General features: G+C 70.9%; 15 protein-coding genes. 1 reads left to right on the top strand and 14 read right to left on the bottom strand.

All coding sequences use genetic code 11. The annotated features are described in order from the left end of the window. Positions 1 to 228 (top strand): hypothetical protein (locus G4X40_RS18650; RefSeq protein ID WP_277834674.1); only part of this gene is annotated, 228 nt, incomplete at its 5' end. Between the two features lie 357 nt (positions 229 to 585). Here the strand turns inward: G4X40_RS18650 and tyrS are convergent. The 14 genes from tyrS to G4X40_RS18580 all read right to left on the bottom strand — a co-directional run bounded on the left by tyrS (position 586) and on the right by G4X40_RS18580 (position 18,888). Then, positions 586 to 1,863 carry a tyrosine--tRNA ligase gene (gene tyrS / locus G4X40_RS18645; RefSeq protein WP_277834673.1) on the bottom strand — a complete coding sequence of 426 codons (1,278 nt, stop codon included), beginning with the start codon at positions 1,861 to 1,863 and terminating at the stop codon, positions 586 to 588. Continuing rightward, positions 1,860 to 2,501: a DNA-3-methyladenine glycosylase gene (locus tag G4X40_RS18640; RefSeq protein ID WP_277834671.1), complete on the bottom strand. Its 642-nt coding sequence runs from the start codon at positions 2,499 to 2,501 to the stop codon at positions 1,860 to 1,862. Before G4X40_RS18640 ends, tyrS begins: the two co-directional genes overlap by 4 nt. 9 nt (positions 2,502 to 2,510) lie before the next feature. Continuing rightward, positions 2,511 to 5,528 (bottom strand): AMP-binding protein, encoded by a 3,018-nt coding sequence (locus G4X40_RS18635; protein WP_277834669.1) that lies wholly within the window; start codon positions 5,526 to 5,528, stop codon positions 2,511 to 2,513. A gap of 96 nt (positions 5,529 to 5,624) precedes the next feature. Then, positions 5,625 to 7,046 (bottom strand): argininosuccinate lyase, encoded by a 1,422-nt coding sequence (argH, locus tag G4X40_RS18630; RefSeq protein ID WP_277834667.1) that lies wholly within the window; start codon positions 7,044 to 7,046, stop codon positions 5,625 to 5,627. 3 nt (positions 7,047 to 7,049) lie between these two features. Continuing rightward, positions 7,050 to 8,249, bottom strand: a complete 1,200-nt coding sequence (locus G4X40_RS18625) for an argininosuccinate synthase (protein WP_277834665.1) — start codon at positions 8,247 to 8,249, stop codon at positions 7,050 to 7,052. 90 nt (positions 8,250 to 8,339) lie between these two features. Then, on the bottom strand, positions 8,340 to 8,864 hold the full coding sequence (locus G4X40_RS18620) for an arginine repressor (RefSeq protein WP_277834663.1): 525 nt from the start codon (positions 8,862 to 8,864) through the stop codon (positions 8,340 to 8,342). Next, positions 8,861 to 9,784, bottom strand: a complete 924-nt coding sequence (argF, locus tag G4X40_RS18615) for an ornithine carbamoyltransferase (RefSeq protein WP_277834662.1) — start codon at positions 9,782 to 9,784, stop codon at positions 8,861 to 8,863. Before argF ends, G4X40_RS18620 begins: the two co-directional genes overlap by 4 nt. After that, positions 9,781 to 10,986 carry an acetylornithine transaminase gene (locus G4X40_RS18610; RefSeq protein WP_277834660.1) on the bottom strand — a complete coding sequence of 402 codons (1,206 nt, stop codon included), beginning with the start codon at positions 10,984 to 10,986 and terminating at the stop codon, positions 9,781 to 9,783. The genes argF and G4X40_RS18610 overlap by 4 nt, the downstream gene beginning before the upstream one ends. Then, positions 10,979 to 11,905: an acetylglutamate kinase gene (gene argB, locus G4X40_RS18605; protein ID WP_277834658.1), complete on the bottom strand. Its 927-nt coding sequence runs from the start codon at positions 11,903 to 11,905 to the stop codon at positions 10,979 to 10,981. The genes G4X40_RS18610 and argB overlap by 8 nt, the downstream gene beginning before the upstream one ends. Further along, a complete protein-coding gene (gene argJ / locus G4X40_RS18600) occupies positions 11,902 to 13,113 on the bottom strand; it encodes a bifunctional glutamate N-acetyltransferase/amino-acid acetyltransferase ArgJ (protein WP_277834726.1) in 1,212 nt (403 codons plus the stop codon). The genes argB and argJ overlap by 4 nt, the downstream gene beginning before the upstream one ends. Positions 13,114 to 13,166: 53 nt before the next feature. Beyond that, entirely contained in the window at positions 13,167 to 14,204 is a 1,038-nt protein-coding gene (argC, locus tag G4X40_RS18595) for an N-acetyl-gamma-glutamyl-phosphate reductase (protein ID WP_277834656.1), read from the bottom strand. A 103-nt stretch (positions 14,205 to 14,307) separates the two neighbouring features. Then, entirely contained in the window at positions 14,308 to 16,794 is a 2,487-nt protein-coding gene (gene pheT, locus G4X40_RS18590; protein ID WP_277834654.1) for a phenylalanine--tRNA ligase subunit beta, read from the bottom strand. An 83-nt stretch (positions 16,795 to 16,877) separates the two neighbouring features. Next, positions 16,878 to 17,930, bottom strand: a complete 1,053-nt coding sequence (gene pheS / locus G4X40_RS18585) for a phenylalanine--tRNA ligase subunit alpha (RefSeq protein WP_277834725.1) — start codon at positions 17,928 to 17,930, stop codon at positions 16,878 to 16,880. A gap of 145 nt (positions 17,931 to 18,075) precedes the next feature. Beyond that, complete coding sequence (locus G4X40_RS18580; RefSeq protein WP_277834653.1) at positions 18,076 to 18,888, bottom strand: TrmH family RNA methyltransferase; 813 nt, start codon at positions 18,886 to 18,888, stop codon at positions 18,076 to 18,078. Positions 18,889 to 18,898: the final 10 nt, after the last annotated feature.

The raw sequence follows: 18,898 nt of genomic DNA, 5'->3' as shown, positions 1-18,898 counted from the left end.
TGTGTTAAGCACGCCGCCAGCGTTCGTCCTGAGCCAGGATCAAACTCTCCGTTGAAGACTCTCGATTGGCCGGCAAAACCGGCAATCAGTCAAAGACATCGAGTCAAATCACTAGCAAAAAAACTCAAACTAGCAAAAACACTGACCATCCCACACGGGGGTGTGAAACGATCAGCAACACCCACATCCAAACGATGCGGGATGCACCAAAAAAAAATTTGGCACTGACTTTCATCGGCACACTGTTGAGTTCTCAAAGAACACGCACACACCATCAACACCGAGAAACAATCTCGATCTCTCCGGGGCAGGTTTCCTAGCTTATCCCATCCCCACCGCCGGTGCAAACCGGGGCAGTTCCGAGATACTGCGTGATTGCCAGGCGCTCCTCGTCCAACCTCGTATCTCCGTGTCCGGAGTCGGTGTCCGTGTCGCTCTGACCTGGACTAAGTTACAGACCCCCCACCCGCTCCGCAAATCCGCTGTTCACAGCCGTGCCGCGAATCGAAACCGCAGGTCACGAAGGAGCGACGGAGCGGGTGAGGGGAAATCACATTGATGTGATCCGGCCCACCGGCAATTCGGTCAGTCTCGACCGACTCTGACGCCGGCGAAATTCCGCTTGCCGCGACGGACCACCAACCACCTGCCGTGCAGCAGATCTTCTGCACTCGCCGCCCAGTCCTCGTCGGCGATTCGCTCGTTGTTGACCGACGCGCCTCCCTCTCGAACCGCACGCCGGGCCGCGCCCTTGCTCTCACACAGTCCCGTCATCACCAGCAGGTCGACGATCGACGCGCGCTCCCCCGTCGAGAGCTCCGCGACCGAGGCCTCGGCCAGCGCCGCGGCCAGCGTCGACTCGGGCATCTCGCGGATGTCGCCCTTGCCGAACAGCGCGCGGCTGGCGTGTTCGACCGCTTCGGTCTCATGCCGACCGTGCACGAGGGTGGTCATCTCGGCGGCCAGCCGCTTCTGCGCTTCGCGGGCCTGTGGTCTCTCCGCCGTGGCCTGCTCGAGTTCGGCCAGCTCCTCACCCGTGAGGAAGGTGAACCAGCGCAGGTACTTGATGACATCGGCGTCACCGGTGTTGACGAAGTACTGGTACCAGGCATACGGGCTCGTCATCTGCGGATCGAGCCACAGACTGCCCCCGCCCGTGGACTTGCCGAACTTCTTGCCGTCGGCGGAGGTGACCAGCGGCACGGTCAGCGCGTGCACGCCGGCGCTGTCGACCTTGCGCGCCAGGTCGACGCCCGCGACGATGTTCCCCCACTGATCGGAGCCGCCGACCTGCAGCGTGCAGCCGTGCTTGCGGCGCAACTGCACGAAGTCGTTGGCCTGCAGCAGCATGTAGCTGAACTCGGTGTAGGACATGCCGTCGCCCTCTAGGCGCCGCTTGACGGTGTCCCGGGCGAGCATCACGTTCACCGAGAAGTGCTTGCCGATGCCGCGCAGGAAGTCGATCGCGCTCAGCTCACCGGTCCAGTTCATGTTGTTCTCGACAATGGCGCCCGTCGGGGAGTCGTCGAAGTCGACGAACCGCTCGAGTTGCGAGCGGATCCGCTCAGCCCATTCCGCGACCGTGTCGGCGGAGTTCATGGTGCGCTCCCCGACGTCGCGCGGGTCACCGATCAGCCCGGTCGCGCCGCCGGCGAGGATGATCGGCCGGTGGCCGGCCCGCTGGAACCGGCGCAGCGCGAGCAACGGCACGAGGTGACCGGCATGCAGGCTCGGCCCCGTCGGGTCGAAGCCGGCATAGAGGGTGACCGGCCCCGCCGCCAGGTCCCTGCGCAGTCCGTCGAGATCGGTCGACTGCGCGATCAGTCCGCGCCAGGTCAGTTCGTCCAGGATGTTCTCACTCACGGATTCGATCCTCCCGCATCGGTCGCCGGACCGGGTAGCGGGGCACGGGGGCTGCGGCGGTAGACCGACACGGCGCGCGAACCGGGAATCCACAACCGCCACGGCCGGTCCGCCGCGGCGCTGACCCCGACCCGCGGTCCGCTCGCGAACTCGACCGGATCGCCGAGCCGCAACTGCAGTTCCGAGCCGGGCCCCAGCAGATCGGCCCCGGCGTCGGCCATGGTGACGCCGAGCGCACTGCCCAGATTGCCGGGACCGCGCGCGAGCTTGTGGTCGTCGGCCACTCCCGGCCGTCGGCCGCGCACGATCTCCTCACCCCCGATGATCTCGCCCGAACGCAGCAACACCGCCCACCCGATCCCGTTCGGCCCCGCACTGACGTTCATGCAGACGTGGATGCCGTAGCTGCGGTAGACGTACAGGTGACCGGCCGGACCGAACATGACCTCGTTGCGGGGTGTGCGTCCCCGAAAGGCGTGCGACGCGGGATCCTCGGAGCCGCGGTAGGCCTCCACCTCCACGATCCGCACCGACGCCCCGCGGACCGTCAGCGTGGCACCGAGCAGCGCGCGCGCCGCGGTCATCGGATCCGAACCGAGGACCCTTCTCTCCGCGCGCCGCGCCCGCTCGTCTGCCATGTACGTCGGCTACTCGGCGATTCCGGTGCCGGCCGGCCTCGATGACGTCGCCACGCCGTTGCGGGCCGCCCCGACCGGCAGGCCCATCCGCTGCAGGCTCGCCTTCGTCAACCGCTGATACTTTCCGCCGGCCGGGTTGTACGACCACGCGGCCGGTCCCGGCGCCGGCGCCCCGCCCGCCCGCAATTCCTTCGAACGTGGGCGGTACCAGGTCGTCGTCGGGATGCTGTCGACGACGTGCACCAGCGCGGGTCGCTGGTCCGGCGCGAGCGCCGACAACGCCTCGCTCAGGTCCGCACTGGTCAACTCGGCCCCGCCGCGCAACGTCACCGCGGTGACCGCGCATTCGTGCTCACCCGCCGCGATCCCGTACGAGACCACGACGTCGATGCCCGGCAGCGCGGCCAGTGCGTCGGCGATCGGCATCGTATACACCGGGCCGGCGGCGCTGCGGACCACCGAGTGGATGTTGTCGACCATCCAGTAGTCGCCGTCGCCGTCGCGGCGGAACAGATGGGCGGTCGGCGCCCAGGTGTCGCCCTGTGCGAACACCCCGCGCATGGTCGCCGTCGAGGGGTCGACGTCGGCGCGCGCCCGCGCCATCAACCGTCCGACCTCGCCGACCTCACACTGCCGGATGAAGCCGTGTTCGTCTTCGAGGAACCGGCCGGAGACCGCGTCGTACGCCGCGAGTTCCACAGCTGCGGTGCCCGGCAGCGGACGGCCCTTCGCACCGGGCTTGCCGGTCGACAGGTTCGCCAACACGACCGAGCCCTCGGTGGAGGCGTAGAACTCGACGACCTGCGCCGGCGCGAAGCGTTCGAGGACCCGCTCCCACAGGCCGAGCGGCATGCCGGAACCGATGAACAGCCGGATCGGGTGGTGATCGTCGACGGCAGGATCCTCCAGGTCGACGAGTTCGCGCAACTGGTTCCAGGTGTAGGAGACGACGGTGACGCCGTAGCGGTGCACCTCGTCGCGGAACCTGCCCGGGTCGAACGTTCCCATCAGCGCGATCCGGGATCCCCCGGCGACCGCACCGCCGAGACTGGTCAACAGTCCGGACGGATGATGCAGCGGGGTCAGGCAGTAGACGGTGTCGCCGCGCCCCAGCGCCGCGGCGGTCGCGGTGCCGAACGCGGAGACCGCCCACCGACGGTTGGTGATCTGCTTGGCCTCGGTGCGGCCGCCGGAACGGGTGAACATCACGAAGGCCAGATCGCGTGCCAGACCCGGGTTGGGTGAGTACCAGTCCGGCAACCGCACCGAATCCGGATCGATCCGCTCCATGTCGACGACGCCCGGCCGGTCCCCCAACCCGAGGTCCCGGGTGTCGCCGCCGCCGAGCACGTACACCTGGCACCCGGTCCGGGCGGCGGTCTCGAGGTGCTCGGGATCGGCGATGATCGCACAGACCTCGCCCAGCTCGACCGCCGTCGCCAACTCCTGATCCGGGGGCAACAGCACCGCTACCGCACCCAGCCGCGACAGCGCCGCGGTCGCGGCCAGCGCGCTGGGCCGGGTGTCCATCAGGACGCCGACGTGCGCGCCCTGCCGGACACCGAGGCTGATCAGTCCGCGCACGACGTTGTCGATGCGCTCCTTGACCGCTTCGTTGGTGTGCACCCGGTCCTCGAACAGGAAGCACTCACCGTCCGGCGAGCGCCGTGCCTGCTCGTCGAGCAACTGCCCCAACGAGACCCGTGTGTGCGGTTGGATCTGTCCCAGTCGGGCGAGCCTGGGCAGGGTCCGCACCGCCTCACCGGCGATGGCCGCCGAACTGCGGCCCACCCCGAGGGTGATGCCCACCAAGCCCTTGGCCGCGCCGAGGCCGATGTCGGCGATCGAGGTGACCCCGTGGGTGATCCGGGAACTGACGCTGACCCCGCTCGGACCCGCCGTCTCCGTCGAGACCTCCATGGGATGGACCTTGTCCGGCGCCGGACCGAGTCCCTCACGCCACAACGCCCACTGCGCAACCGCCGGCCAGGTCTGCGCCGCCGCGGTGCTGCCGACGACGAGTCCGAAATGCCCTGCGCGCAATGTCATCTCGTAGACGTCGGCGCGCGGCGCGGCACGCACGATCCCGCGGACCGCCGGCGGCTGCCCGATGTCGTCGACCTCGCCGACGAAAGACAGCACGGGGCAGGAGATCTCGGCGAGCGACACCAGCCGGTCCTCGATCACGAAGCCGCCGGTCATCATCCGGTTGTGCACGATGAACTGCTTGAGCAGCTCGGCGATCGCGGGGCCCGACCAGGCCACCCAGCCCTCGGCCTCGAGGAAGCGGCGCTGTTGCTCGCGCGGGAGCAGCGCCTCGCGATCGTGCAGCTGACGCAGGAAGTCGATGCGCGACTTGGCCGTCTTGGCCGGATCCATCAGCTGGAACCCGATGCGCGCCGCCCACGCCGGCAGATAGACCTTGTTCAGCACGTGGTCGGCGAGGATCTCGGCGCCCTTCGTGGCCAGGCCTTCCGGCAGCCCCAGCGGCAGCGCCGCGAGCGTGTCCGCCGGGCTGCCGAAGGTGACGATGCTCGCCAGGCCCGCGGACTGCCGGTAGGCGCCGGCCTGGTACGCGAACATGCCCCCCTGCGAGTACCCGGACAGGTGCACGTCCCGCCCGGTCTGCGCCCGCACCTGGTCGACGGCCTGGCTCACCGCGACCACATGGTCGGCGAGCGTGCGGGCGAGGCCGCCGGCCTCGCGGTCCGGCGAGCCGAAGTCGATCACCCACGGGTCGACCCCGTGGTCGTGCAGCACGCCGACCGCCCCGGCCTGTCGGGTGACGTCATAGACGTTGGCGTCGAGCATCATCGGCGGCACCAGCAGCATCGCCGGCCGCGAGCCCGCCTCGACCTCCGGGAAGTACCGGCGCAGCCTGTACATGGGACGGCGCTCGAGCACCTCGAAGGGGGTCGGCTCCACTGCGGTGTCGAGCCCACCCAGCCGGAGTACCTCGAGCCCGTTCTGCGCGGTCGCGAGCACCCGGTTGACCGGGCCCAGGATGGTCTTCTGGTTCAACTGCACGACAACTCCATCTCCCCGACGGACCGCGACCGTTTGCAATTCCAGCGGGGAGATCCTCCCACACCTGACCGGGGTTCGATCCCCAGATCCTCTGCCTCAGGCCCAGCCGCGCAACCGCGCGGCCGCTTCCCGCACTCCGGCGAGTTGCTCGGCGACCCGCACGCCGGCGGTGCCGCCCCGCGCATCGCGCGAGTCGATCGATCCGCGCACCGTGAGCACCTCGCGCACGCGCGGGGTCAGGTGCGGGTCGACCGCGGCGAGTTCGCCGTCGGTGAGCTCGTCGAGCCCCACTCCACGGCCCTCGGCGACCTTGACGCAGGCGCCCGCGGCCTCGTGCGCCACCCGGAACGGCACGCCCTCGCGCACCAGCCATTCGGCGATGTCGGTGGCGAGCGTGAAGCCGGCCGGGGCCAGCTCGGCCATCCGGTCCTCGTGGAACTCGAGCGTGGACACCAGCCCGGCGATCGCCGGCAGCAGCAACTGCAGCTGTGCCACCGAGTCGAAGACCGGCTCCTTGTCCTCCTGCAGATCCCGGTTGTACGCGAGCGGCTGGGCCTTGAGCGTGGCCAGCAGACCTGTCAGGTTGCCGATCAGCCGGCCCGCCTTGCCGCGGGTGAGCTCGGAGACGTCGGGGTTCTTCTTCTGCGGCATGATCGACGAGCCCGTCGACCAGGCGTCGGCCAGCGTGATGTACCCGAACTCCGGTGTGCTCCAGAGGATGATCTCCTCGGCCATCCGGGACAGGTCGACACCGATCATCGCGAGCACGAACGCGGCCTCGGCAGCGAAGTCCCGCGACGAGGTCGCGTCGATGGAGTTCTCCGCGGCCGCGTCGAACCCGAGTTCCGCCGCGATCGCGTCCGGGTTCAGCCCCAGTGAGGAGCCGGCGAGGGCGCCGGAACCGTACGGGGACACCGCGGCCCGGCGGTCGAAGTCCTTGAGCCGCTGGATGTCCCGCAGCAGCGGGTGCGCGTGCGCCAGCAGTTGGTGCGCCAGCAGAACCGGCTGCGCGGCCTGCAGGTGCGTCTTGCCGGGCATCACCGCATCGGGGTGTGCCGCGGCCTGCCCGACGATCGCGTCGATCACGTCGAGCAGGCCGATGGCGATCTGTCGGACCGCATCGCGCAGCCACATCCGGAACAGCGTGGCGACCTGGTCGTTGCGGGACCGGCCGGCGCGCAGCCGGCCCCCGACCTCGGGACCGACCCGCTCGATCAGCCCGCGCTCAAGCGCACCGTGCACGTCCTCGTCCGACTCGGCCGCGACGAACGCGCCGCCGGCCACGTCGGCGGCCAGTGAGGTCAACCCGTCGAGCATCGTCGCGAGGTCGTCCTCGCCGAGCAGGCCGGCCTGGTGCAGCACCCGCGCGTGCGCCTGCGACGCGCGCAGGTCGTACGGCGCGAGCGCCCAGTCGAAATGCGTCGACTTGCTCAGCGCCGCCATCGCCTCCGCGGGGCCGGTCGCGAACCTGCCGCCCCACAGGGCTCCGGTGTTGGTGCCGTGCGATGTGTCCGACATGGTCTACAGGCCCAGATCGCGCTTGGCGGCGACCTTGCTGGACAGACCGTGGATCTGCACGAAGCCCTTCGCGTACGACTGGTCGAAGCTGTCGCCCTCGTCGTAGGTGGCGAGGTTGAAGTCGTACAGCGACTCGGGGCTGCGGCGGCCGTTGACGGTGATGTGACCGCCGTGCAGCACGAGCCGGATGTCCCCGGTGACCCGCTCCTGGGTCTTGTCGACGAACGTGTCCAGCGCGACCTTCAGCGGCGAGAACCACAGGCCGTCGTAGACCAGTTCGGCCCAGCGCTGCTCGGTCTGACGCTTGAACCGGCCCAGCTCGCGCTCGAGGGTGACGTGCTCGAGTTCCTGGTGCGCGTGGATGAGCACCATGGCGCCGGGGGCCTCGTAGATCTCGCGGCTCTTGATGCCGACGAGGCGGTCCTCGACGACGTCGAGTCGCCCGACGCCCTGCGCACCGGCGCGACGGTTGAGCTCCTGGATGGCCTCGAGCACGCTGACCGGCTTGCCGTCGATGGCGACCGGGCGGCCCTTGTCGAAGCTGATGATCAGCTCGTCCGGCGCCTGGAAGTGTGCGGTCGGGTCCTCGGTGTAGTCGTAGACGTCCTTGGTCGGCGCGTTCCACAGGTCCTCGAGGAACCCGGTCTCCACCGCTCGGCCCCACACGTTCTGGTCGATCGAGAACGGCGAGCGCTTGGTGACGTTGATCGGGATGTTGTTCTCCTCGGCGAAGGCGATCGCCTTCTCGCGGGTCCAGGCGTAGTCGCGGACCGGCGCGATGACCTCGAGGTCGGGCGCGAGCGAACCGAAACCGACCTCGAAGCGCACCTGGTCGTTGCCCTTGCCGGTGCAGCCGTGCGCGACGGTGGTGCCGCCGTGGGCGCGCGCCGCCTCGACGAGGTGCTTGACGATCAGCGGCCGGCTGATCGCGGAGACCAGCGGGTACCGGTCCATGTACAGCGCGTTGGCCGCGATGGTCGGCAGGCAGTACTCGTCGGCGAACTCGTCGCGGGCGTCGACCACCACGGCCTCGACCGCGCCGCAGTCGAGCGCACGCTGACGCACGACCTGCATGTCCTCGCCGCCCTGGCCGAGGTCGATGGCCACGGCGACGACCTCTTTACCGGTCTCCTTGCCGATCCAGCTGATGGCCACCGAAGTGTCCAGTCCGCCCGAGTAGGCGAGAATGACGCGATCAGCCATGGTGTGTGCGCTCCTTTGAAGACGAGATGTCGATCGTCGCGAGCCGTGCCGCGAGGCGATCTGTGCAGTTGTCGTACCGATGTGAACTTGTCACGCCAGCGCTTCGATCCGCGCCGCGAGTTCCGCTCCGGTGGCCGGTTCGCGGGCGACCACCACAATGGTGTCATCCCCGGCGATGGTTCCCACAATCTCGGGCAGACTGGCCCGATCGAGCGCGCTGGCGAGGAACTGCGCCGCCCCCGGCGGGGTGCGCAGGACGGCCAGGTTGCCGCTGGCATCGGTCGACACCAGCAGCTCCCCGAGCAGCCGGGACAAGCGGTCGGTGCCGCCCGGCACACCGAGCGGTCGGCTGCCGTCCTCCGGGACCACGTAGATGCCGACCCCGCCGTCGGGGGCCCGTAACTTGACCGCGCCCAGCTCGTCGAGATCCCGGGACAGGGTCGCGGTGCTGGCCTCGATCCCCTCCGCGCTGAGCAGCGCCGACAGCTCGGTCTGGCTGCGCACCTCGTGGTCGGCGAGCAGCGCGACGATCCGGGCATGCCGGGCCGCCCGGGTGGTCGTGACGACCGGGCGGGCGGCCGGCGAGGCGGAGACGGACGCGGAGGGGGTGGTCATCGGTGCTCCAGCAACCAGACCAGCAGAGCCTTCTGTGCGTGCATCCGGTTCTCCGCCTCGTCCCACACGACGCTGCGCGGGCCGTCGATCACCTCGGCGGTGATCTCCATGCCCCGGTACGCCGGCAGGCAGTGCAGCACCAACGAATCCGGCTGGGAGTGCGCGAGCAGCTCCCCGTTGACCTGGTAGGGCCGCAGCGCGCCCTCGCGGTCCAGACCGTCACGCTCCTGCCCCATCGACACCCAGGTGTCAGTGACCAGCACGTCCGCCCCGGTCGCCGCGGCCACCGGATCCTCGGTGACGGTGACCGATCCCCCGGTCTCGGCCGCCCGCGCGCGGGCGTCGTCGACCACTGCGGGGTCCGGGGTGAACCCGGCCGGCCCGGCGACCGTGACGTGCATACCGGCGGTGACCCCGCCGAGCATCAGCGAATGCGCCATGTTGTTGGCGCCGTCGCCGAAGTAGCTCATCCGCAGTCCCGCAGTGGTGCCCTTGTGCTCCCGGATCGTCTGCAGGTCGGCGAGCACCTGGCACGGGTGGAACTGGTCGGTCAGTGCGTTGACGACCGGCACGCTCGCGTTCGCGGCCATCGTCTCGACCCGGTCCTGCCCGTAGGTGCGCCACACGACCGCCTCGACGAACCGGGACAGCACGCGGGCGGTGTCCTCGATCGTCTCGCCCTTGCCGATCTGCGTCGCGCCGGACTCCATCACGATCGCGTGCCCGCCCAGGTGCGCGATGCCCGCGTCGAACGAGAGCCGGGTGCGGGTGGAGGTCTTGTCGAACAGCACCGCAACGCTGCGCGGTCCCTCCAGCGGCCGGCGCAGGTACGGGGCGCGCTTGAGTTGGCTGGCCAGTTCGAGGACCTCGGCCTGCTCGGCCGGGCTCAGGTCGTCGTCGCGCAGGAAGTGCCGCATCATTTCTGTCCCTCCTCGAGAGCCGCGTCGAGGATCCCGGGCAGGGCGGCAACGAAACCGTCGGCCTGCTGCTGGGTGAGCACGAGCGGCGGCGCCAGCCGGATGACGTCCGGGCGCGGCGCATTGATCAGGAAGCCGCGGGCCCGCGCCTGGGCTTCGGCCGAGGCCGCGACCTGCTCGTTCAGCACGATGCCGAGCAGCAGGCCGGCGCCGCGTACATGGTCGATCGCCGGGTGGCCGAGGTCCTCGACGGCGCCGGCAATGTGCTTGCCGAGCGCGCTGACGTGCGAGAGCAGGTCGTCCTGGTCGATGGTCCGCAGCACGGCCAGGGCCGCCGCGGCGCAGACCGGGTTGCCGCCGAACGTGGTGCCGTGCTGGCCGGGTCCGAACAGCGCCGCTGCCGGTCCGGTCGCCAGGCAGGCGCCGATCGGCAGGCCGCCGCCGAGCCCCTTCGCCAGGGTCATGACGTCGGGGACGATGCCGTGCGCCTGGTGCGCGTAGAACCAGCCGGTGCGGCCGATCCCGGTCTGCACCTCGTCGAGCATCAGCAGCGCGCCGTTGCGGGAGGTGATCTCCCGGGCCGCGGCGAGGTAGCCGTCCGGCGGCACGACCACACCGGACTCGCCGAGGATCGGCTCCACGATCACCGCGGCGGTCCGGTCGTCGACGGCAGCCTCGAGCGCCGCGACATCGCCGTAGGGCACGAACTCGACACCCGCGGGCATCGGCTCGAACGGCGCCCGCTTGGCGGGCTGGCCGGTCATCGCCAGCGCACCCATGGTGCGGCCGTGGAAGCCGTCCTCCATCGCGATGAGCTTCGGGCGCCCGGTGCGGCGTGCCAGCTTGAACGCGGCCTCGTTGGCCTCGGTGCCGGAGTTGCAGAAGAACGCCCGACCGGTGACGTGGCCGGCGGCCGGTCCCGCGCCGAGCCGTCCGAGCAGCTGCTCGGCCAGCGCGACGACCGGCTCGCTGACGTACAGGTTCGACACGTGACCGAGCGTCGACAGCTGCCGGGTGACCGCCTCGATCAGCGCGGGGTGCGCGTGCCCGAGGCTGTTGACCGCGATCCCGCCGAGCAGGTCGAGGTACTGCTTGCCGTCGGCGTCGGTGACGACCGCACCCTGCCCGCGCGTGAGCGCCACCCGCGGCACGCCGTAGGTGTCCATCAGGGCGTCAGCCCAGCGGTGCTGCAGTGGTTCAGTCATCCTCGTTCTCCCTGTGTGCCCCGACGACGTCGTCTGCCGGGGTGACCATGGTGCCGATGCCCGCGGCGGTGAGCAGTTCGAGCAGCACCGCGTGCGCCACCCGGCCGTCGATGACGTGGGCGCTCGGGACGCCGCCGCGCACCGCCCGCAGGCAGGCCTCCATCTTCGGCACCATGCCCGAGTCGAGGGACGGCAGCAGCTGCTCGAGCGCGGCCGAATCGATCTGGGTGGCAAGCGAATCGCGGTCCGGCCAGTTCGTGTAGAGCCCCTCGACGTCGGTGAGGACGACGAGCTTCTCCGCGCCGATCGCCTCGGCCAGCGCGCCGGCCGCGGTGTCGGCGTTGATGTTGTGCACCACCCCGTCGGTGTCGGGCGCGATCGTCGAGACGACCGGGATCCGGCCGGCGGCGATCAGGTCCAGGACCGCGGCGGAGTTGACGTCGGTGATGTCGCCGACGAGCCCGATGTCGGTGGGCGCGCCCTCGACCATGACCGTGCGCTTGCGGGCGGTGAACAGGTGCGCGTCCTCGCCGGAGATGCCGACCGCGTGCGGACCGTGCTTGTTGATCAGCCCGACCAGTTCCCGGCCGACCTGACCGAACAGCACCATCCGGACCACGTCCATCACCTCGGGCGTGGTCACACGGAAGCCGCCGCGAAACTCTCCCTGCAGGCCCATCCGGTCGAGCATCGCGTTGATCTGCGGACCGCCGCCGTGCACGACCACCGGCCGGATGCCGACCGTACGCAGGAACACCATGTCCGCAGCGAACGCCCGCTTGAGTTCGTCGTCGACCATCGCGTTGCCGCCGTACTTGACGACGACGATCTTGTCCCGGAAGCGCTGCAGCCACGGCAGCGCCTCGGCGAGCACCTGCGCCCGGTCGAGCGCGCTGATGTGATCGAGTGTCCGGCTCATGACGAGTACGCCGAGTTCTCTTCGACGTACGCGTGCGAGAGGTCGGTCGTGCGGATGCTCGCCGCCGACGTGCCCACCGCGAGGTCGATCTCCAGGTGGATGTCCATGCCGCTGAGGTCGACGTCGCGCGCGCCCGGTGCGCCGGCGCCGTCGATGCACACCGGGGATCCGTTGAACGACACCGCGATCCGCTCCGGGTCGAGCATGACCGGCGCGATGCCGACCGCGGCGAGCACTCGGCCCCAGTTGGGGTCGGAGCCGAACAGCGCGGTCTTGACCAGGCTGTCCCGCGCGACGGTGCGCGCGGCGACGAGCGCCTCGGCCTCGGAGGCGGCACCGCCGACGGTCACCCGCACCCGCTTGGTCACGCCCTCGGCGTCGGCCATCAGCTGGTCGGCCAGGTCGTCGCACATCGCAAGGACCGCGGCGTCGAGTTCGTCCTGGGTGGGCGCGACCTCGCTGGCGCCGGACGCCAGCAGCAGCACCGTGTCGTTGGTCGAGGTGGCACCGTCGACGTCGAGCCGGTCGAAGGTCATCCTGGTGGCCTTGCGCAGCGCCGCGTCGAGTTGCTCCGCCGTCGCGACGGCGTCGGTGGTCAGCACGCACAGCATGGTCGCCAACGCCGGCGCCAGCATGCCCGCACCCTTGGCCATGCCGCCCACGTTCCACTTGTCCTTGTGGTGCAGCGCAGCCTGTTTCGGCACGGTGTCGGTCGTCATGATGGCGTGCGCCGCGTCGGTACCCCCGGAGATGCCGCCCGCCAGTTCGTGCACGATCTCGCGCACGCCCGGCAACAGCTTGTCCATCGGCAACCGGTCGCCGATCAGCCCGGTCGAACACACGGCGACCTCGACCGCCCCGGTCTCGGTGCCCCAGTTGCTCAGCGCCGCCGCGACCTCCTCGGCGGTCTGGTGCGCGTCGACGAAGCCCGGTGAACCGGTGCATGCGTTCGCGCCGCCCGAGTTGAGCACCACCGCTCGCAGGTGCCCGGTCGAGAGCACCTGCTGCGACCACAGGACCGGCGCGGCCTTGATCTTGTTGGTGGTGAACACGCCCGCGGCGCCGTGGTCGGGACCCTCGTTGAACACCAGCGCCAGGTCCGCACGACCGCTGACCTTGATGCCCGCGGCCAGGCCCGCGGCCCGGAACCCGGCCGGCGCGGTGACGCCCTGGCTGCGCACCAGGTGCCACTGAGCGCCCGACGCCAACGCCTCGGCGACCGCCGCTGCCGTCGCCTCCTGATCGCCCGTCTGCTGATCGGTCACGGTGCCACTCCCACGGTCGTCAGTCCCTCGGTCTCGGGCAGCCCGAGCGCGAGGTTCATCGATTGCACCGCGCCACCCGCGGTGCCCTTGGTCAGATTGTCGATCGCGGCGATCGCCACCAGCAGCCCTGCGCGTTCGTCCACGCTCACCGCGACCTGCACGGCGTTCGAGCCCACCACCGAACCGGTCTGCGGCAACCGACCGGCGGGCAGCAGGTGCACGAACGGCTCTTCCCCGTAGGCCTTTTCGTACACCGCGCGCACCTGCGCCTCGTCGGCGTCGGTCCGGGCCGTGCAGGTGGCCAGGATGCCGCGGGCCATCGGCGCGAGCACCGGGGTGAACGACACGGCGACCTCGGTGCCGGCCAACGCCGACAGATTCTGGCTGATCTCCGGGGTGTGCCGGTGCGCTCCGGCGATGTTGTAGGCGCGCACCGAGCCCATGACCTCGGAGCCGAGCAGATCCGTGCGCAGCGAGCGGCCCGCGCCCGACGTGCCGCTGACCGCGACCACGGTCACGCGCGGCTCCACCAGCCCGGCCGCGACCGCGGGCGTGAGCGCAAGATTTGCACTGGTCGGGTAGCAACCGGGTACCGCGATCCGCTTGGCGCCGACCAGTTTCGCGCGATTGCCGGGCAACTCGGGGAGCCCGTAGGGCCAGGTGCCGGCATGCTCGCTGCCGTAGTAGTGCACCCAGTCCTCCGGATCACTGAGGCGGAAGTCCGCGCCGCAGTCGATGATCAGCGTGTCGTCGCTCAGCTGCTGCGCGATCTGCGCCGACTTGCCGTGCGGCAGCGCGAGGAACACCACGTCATGCCCGGCCAGCTGCTCCGGCGTGGTGGGCTCGAGCACCCGGTCCGCCAGCGGCAGCAGGTGCGGCTGGTGCTCGATAAGCGGGCTGCCGGCGTTCGAACCCGCGGTGAGCGCGCCGATCTCGAGGTCTCCACGTTGTACGGCCGGGTGCCCGAGCAGCAGGCGCAGGATCTCGCCGCCCGCGTACCCGCTCGCCCCGGCGATGGCCACCTTTGTCGTCATGCGAGTAATTATGCACCATCATGCAAGCCCATTCATTATGGGCGTGGCCGGGTCCGGCCGCGTGTTCGGCGGCCGGACCCGACAGACCGGGCGGTGCCCGCGCTCAGCCGCGCAGTTGCGCGCCCACCGACTGTGCCGCCGCGGCGACCGCCGCGTCGCGCGCGGCGCTCGCCTCGTCCTCGGTGAGCGTGCGGTCCATGGCGCGGAAGCGCAGCGCGAACGCCAACGACTTGCGTCCGGCGCCGAGTTGTTCGCCGGTGAACACGTCGAACAGCCGCAGGTCCTCGAGCAGCTCGCCCGCCCCGGACCGCAGCGCCGCCGCCACGTCCGCGGCCGGAACGGACTCGTCGACGACCACCGCGACGTCCTGCAACACCGCCGGGAACGCCGACACCTGCGGCGCCGGCAGCGACTCCACGATCGGCAACGCGGTCAGATCGATCTCCATCGCACACGTGCGCGGCGGCAGACCGGCGCGTTCGAGCACCGCCGGGTGCAGTTCGCCGGCGTGACCGACGACGACGCCGCCCACGACCAGCTCGGCACAGCGGCCCGGGTGCCACGGCAGGTACTGCGCGGACCGCAGCCGCAGCTCGACGCCCGCCGCGCGCGCGACGATCTCCGCCGCCGCGAAGGCGTCGGTCGCGTCGGCCACCCGGCCCGGACCCCACGGTCCGGCGGGCTCCCGGAGCCCGGTGAGCACGGCCCCCACCCGCACCGGCTGGTCGGGCAGCGAGCCGAGCAGCTGCGCGATCTGCTCCTCGGTCGGGCGGCGGTCCACCGGCAGCGCCGGCACCGGGGCGGTGTCAGGTCCCGGCAGCACGACCTGCGCGATGCCGTAGAGCGAGAGGTCGCGCTGGCCACGGGAGACGTTGCGCGCGAGGACCTCGAGTAGGCCCGGGATCAGCGTGGTGGCCAGTTCGGGCCGGTCCGACTCGAGCGGGTTGAGGACCGTTGTGGTCGTCCGGCGCGGGTCATCGGCGTCCAGGCCCCACGTGTCGAAGACGGCGGCGGGCAGGAACGGGGTGGGCAGCACCTCGACGTATCCGCCGAGCGCCAGCGCGACCCCCACCGCGCGGCGGCGGCGCTGCTGCGCGCTGAGCCCGCGACCGGAGGGCGCCGCCGGCACGATCGACGGGATGACGTCGAGGCCCTCGAGCCGCAACACCTCCTCGACCAGATCGGCCGGCAGGGTCAGGTCGGGACGCCAGGTGGGCGGGGTCACCACGAGCTCACCCTCGCCGGTGTCGGCGACGGCCACCTCGACCGCGCAGCCGATCTGGGCCAGCCGGCGCGCGGCGGCGCCGTTCTCGTAGCGGGTGCCGGCCACCCGGTCGGGCAGGTCGATCGCCATCTCGATCGGCGCGCGCTCGGCCACGCCGCCCACGTCGGTGAGCAGTGGCTCGACGCGGCCGCCCGCGATGTCGGTGAGCAGCTGGGCGGCCCGGTCGAGCACCGCGACCGCGATCGCGGGGTCGACCGACCGCTCGAAGCGCTTGCTGGCCTCCGAGGGCAGCTTGTGCCGGCGCGCGGTGCGGAACACCGCCAGTGGATCCCAGCACGCCGCCTCGAGCAGCACCTCGGTGGACTCGGTCGAGATCTCGGTGCTCGCACCGCCCATCACGCCGGCCAGCGAGATCGGACCCGAGTCGTCGCAGATGACCACGTCGCCCGGGTCGAGCGTTCGCTCGGCGTCGTCGAGGGTCCGCAGCTTCTCCCCCGCCGCGGCCCGCCGGACCACCAACCCGCCCGACACCTTGGTGGCGTCGAACGCGTGCAGCGGCTGGCCCAGCTCGAACATGACGTAGTTCGTCACGTCGACGGCCGGGGAGATCGGGCGGATCCCGGCCAGCAGCAGGCGGCGCTGCAGCCACCACGGCGTGACCGCGTGCGGGTCGATGCCGGTGACCTTGCGCATCGCGAAGCGGCTGCATCCGGACTCGGGCTGGACCGTGACCGGCCAGGCGAGGCCGTCCGCGGGCAGCGGCGGCACCTGCGCGGGGTCGGCGAACTCCAGGTCGAACCCGCAGGCAAGTTCGCGGGTCAGTCCGCGCACGCTGAAGCAGTAACCGCGGTCCGGGGTGACCGCGAGTTCGAAGAGCACGTCCTCCAGCCCGAGCAGCGTGCGCGCATCGGTCCCCGGCTCGGCGGTGCCGGGCTCGAGCACGAGGATGCCCGAGTGGTCCTTGCCGATGCCGAGCTCGGCGACCGAGCAGATCATGCCGTCCGAGACCTGACCGTAGGTCTTGCGCGTGGCGATCGCGAAGCCCCCGGGCAGCACCGCGCCGGGCAGCGCGACGACGACGAGGTCACCCTCCGCGAAGTTGCGGGCACCGCAGACGATCCCGCGCGGCTCGTCCTCGCCGACCTCGACCCGGCAGAAGCGGATCGGCTTCTTGAACTCGGTCAGCTCGGTGATCTCGGCGACCCGGCCGACCACCAGCGGGCCGGTCACCTGGTCGAGGTCGTCGACGGCCTCCACCTCGAGGCCCACCCGCACGAACCCCGCGTCGAGCTCCTCGGGGCTCACCTGCCAGTCCGGAGTCGTCCGCTGGAGGATCTCCGTCAGCCACGATTGCGGTACTCGCACGTCTACTCAGCTTCCTTCGTGGTTCTCGTTGGGTTCGGTCTTGCCGTTGGGATCGGTCGTGGCGTTCTCTGCCGGGCGCCCGGTCAGGACTGCACGCCGAACGGCGTGGTGAAGCGCACGTCGCCCTCGACGATGTCACGCATGTCCGGGATGCCGTTGCGGAACTGCAAGGTGCGCTCGAGGCCCATGCCGAACGCGAAACCCGAGTACACCTCCGGATCGATCCCGCTGGCCCGCAACACGTTCGGGTGCACCATGCCGCAGCCCCCCCACTCGACCCAGCCGGCTCCGCCCTTCTTGCCGGGGAACCACACGTCGACCTCGGCGGACGGCTCGGTGAACGGGAAGTAGTTGGGGCGCATCCTGGTTCGGGTCTCCGGGCCGAACAGCGCCCGCGCGAAGGCATCCAGCGTGCCGCGCAGGTGCGCCATCGTCAGGCCCTTGTCGACCGCCAGCCCCTCCAACTGCGAGAACACCGGAGTGTGTGTGGCGTCGAGTTCGTCGGTACGGAAGGTCCGGCCCGGGCAGACCACGTAGATCGGCACCTCCCGGGAGAGCATCGAGCGGACCTGTACCGGGGAGGTGTGGGTGCGCAGCACCTGACGCGACCCCTCCGGCGCTATGTGGAAGGTGTCCTGCATGGTGCGCGCGGGATGGTCCGGCAGGAAGTTGAGCGCGTCGAAGTTGAAGTGCTCGGTCTCGACCTCGGGCCCCTCGGCGACCTCCCAGCCCATCGCCACGAACACGTCCGACACCTGATCGGAGATGATCGTGATCGGGTGCCGGGCTCCGACGGGTTGGCGCTGCGCGGGCAGGGTGACGTCGATCGACTCGGCCACCAGCACCGCGGCGTCGCGCTCGGCCAGCAGCACCTCGCGCCGTTCGTCGAAGGCCTTGCGCACCCGGGCCAACGCGATGTTGACGCGCTTGCCCGCATCCTTGCGCTGGTCCCCCGGCAGTGCGCCGAGACCGCGCTTGGCCAGCGGGATCGCACCCCGGTCACCCAGGTGCGCGCCCTTGGCCCGGGCCAGTTCGTCGAGATCCGCTGCCGCGGCGAACGCCTCGTCGGCCCGGTCGGCGGCCGCGGTCAGGCCCGCCTCGGACAGATCGGGAGCGGAAGGGTCCGGGGCAGGCAGATCGGCCGCGGTACCGGGCGTGGGCTGCTGATCCTGCTTCTTCGACACGTTCGGTGCCACTCCTTGATGGTCGATCGATACCGGGGCGGCAGCGGGCGGAACGCCGCCCGGCCACCACAGCGATGCTAGGCGATGACGGTGCAGGTCAGGTGCCCCGGCGCTGCATCCGGGCACTCGCGTGCAGGCAGATGGCCGCTGCGGTGGCCAGATTCAGGCTTTCCGCGCGGCCGTGGATGGGGATGCGCACCCGCACGTCGGCTGCCGCGGCGAGTGCGGGGTCGAGACCGTGCGCCTCGTTGCCGAACAGCCAGGCGGTCGGCCCGGCAAGCAGGTCGTCGGCATCGTCGAGATCGACCTCGCCGTCCGCAGCGGTGGCGACCACCCGCACCTGCCGTTCGCGCAGTGCCGCGAGCACCCCGTCGATGTCGCGTTCCCGGACGACGGGGAGATGGAACAGGCTGCCGGCCGTGGACCGCACGCACTTGCCGTTGTGCGGGTCGACGCTCTCACCCGCGAGCACCACGGCGTCGGCGCCCATCGCGTCGGCGATGCGGATGATGGTGCCGGCGTTGCCGGGCTCGCCGACCGCGACGGGCACGGCGACCAGGCGCGGGACGTCACCGAGTCCCTGCGCGAGCGGCACGTCGACCAGATCGCACACCGCCACGAGTCCGGGCGGGGTGACGGTGTCCGCGAGCGACTTCGCGGCGCGGTCGGTGATCTGCGCGGCGGGCACCCCGGCACCGATCGCCGATCCGACCAGCTCGTGGGTGCGGGTGGCCGCGGTGTCGGTGTAGAAGAGTTCGCGCACCACACCGGCGGCGAGCGCCTCCGCGACCGCGTTCGCGCCCTCGGCCAGGAACCGGCGCTGCTTGCGGCGCTCGGCGGCGCGGGAGAGCTTCGCAGCCGACACGACCCGCGGGGTCCGCTCGGTCAGCGGATCCGCGGGTCGTGTCATGTGTTGCTCG

The organism is Speluncibacter jeojiensis, from assembly GCF_029589495.1.
GTDB classification, from domain to species: domain Bacteria; phylum Actinomycetota; class Actinomycetes; order Mycobacteriales; family Mycobacteriaceae; genus Speluncibacter; species Speluncibacter jeojiensis.
The sequence above is the reverse complement of the archived record's forward strand: the minus strand, read 5'-3'. Positions and strand labels throughout refer to the sequence as shown.

What these genes read in the sequence shown, in the direction of transcription:
- G4X40_RS18640 (WP_277834671.1), bottom strand. Translation starts at nt 2,501, where the DNA reads ATGGCAGACGAGCGGGCGCGGCGCGCGGAGAGAAGGGTCCTCGGTTCG.
- argH (WP_277834667.1), bottom strand. Translation starts at nt 7,046, where the DNA reads ATGTCGGACACATCGCACGGCACCAACACCGGAGCCCTGTGGGGCGGC.
- G4X40_RS18625 (WP_277834665.1), bottom strand. Translation starts at nt 8,249, where the DNA reads ATGGCTGATCGCGTCATTCTCGCCTACTCGGGCGGACTGGACACTTCG.
- G4X40_RS18620 (WP_277834663.1), bottom strand. Translation starts at nt 8,864, where the DNA reads ATGACCACCCCCTCCGCGTCCGTCTCCGCCTCGCCGGCCGCCCGCCCG.
- argF (WP_277834662.1), bottom strand. Translation starts at nt 9,784, where the DNA reads ATGATGCGGCACTTCCTGCGCGACGACGACCTGAGCCCGGCCGAGCAG.
- G4X40_RS18610 (WP_277834660.1), bottom strand. Translation starts at nt 10,986, where the DNA reads ATGACTGAACCACTGCAGCACCGCTGGGCTGACGCCCTGATGGACACC.
- argB (WP_277834658.1), bottom strand. Translation starts at nt 11,905, where the DNA reads ATGAGCCGGACACTCGATCACATCAGCGCGCTCGACCGGGCGCAGGTG.
- argC (WP_277834656.1), bottom strand. Translation starts at nt 14,204, where the DNA reads ATGACGACAAAGGTGGCCATCGCCGGGGCGAGCGGGTACGCGGGCGGC.
- G4X40_RS18580 (WP_277834653.1), bottom strand. Translation starts at nt 18,888, where the DNA reads ATGACACGACCCGCGGATCCGCTGACCGAGCGGACCCCGCGGGTCGTG.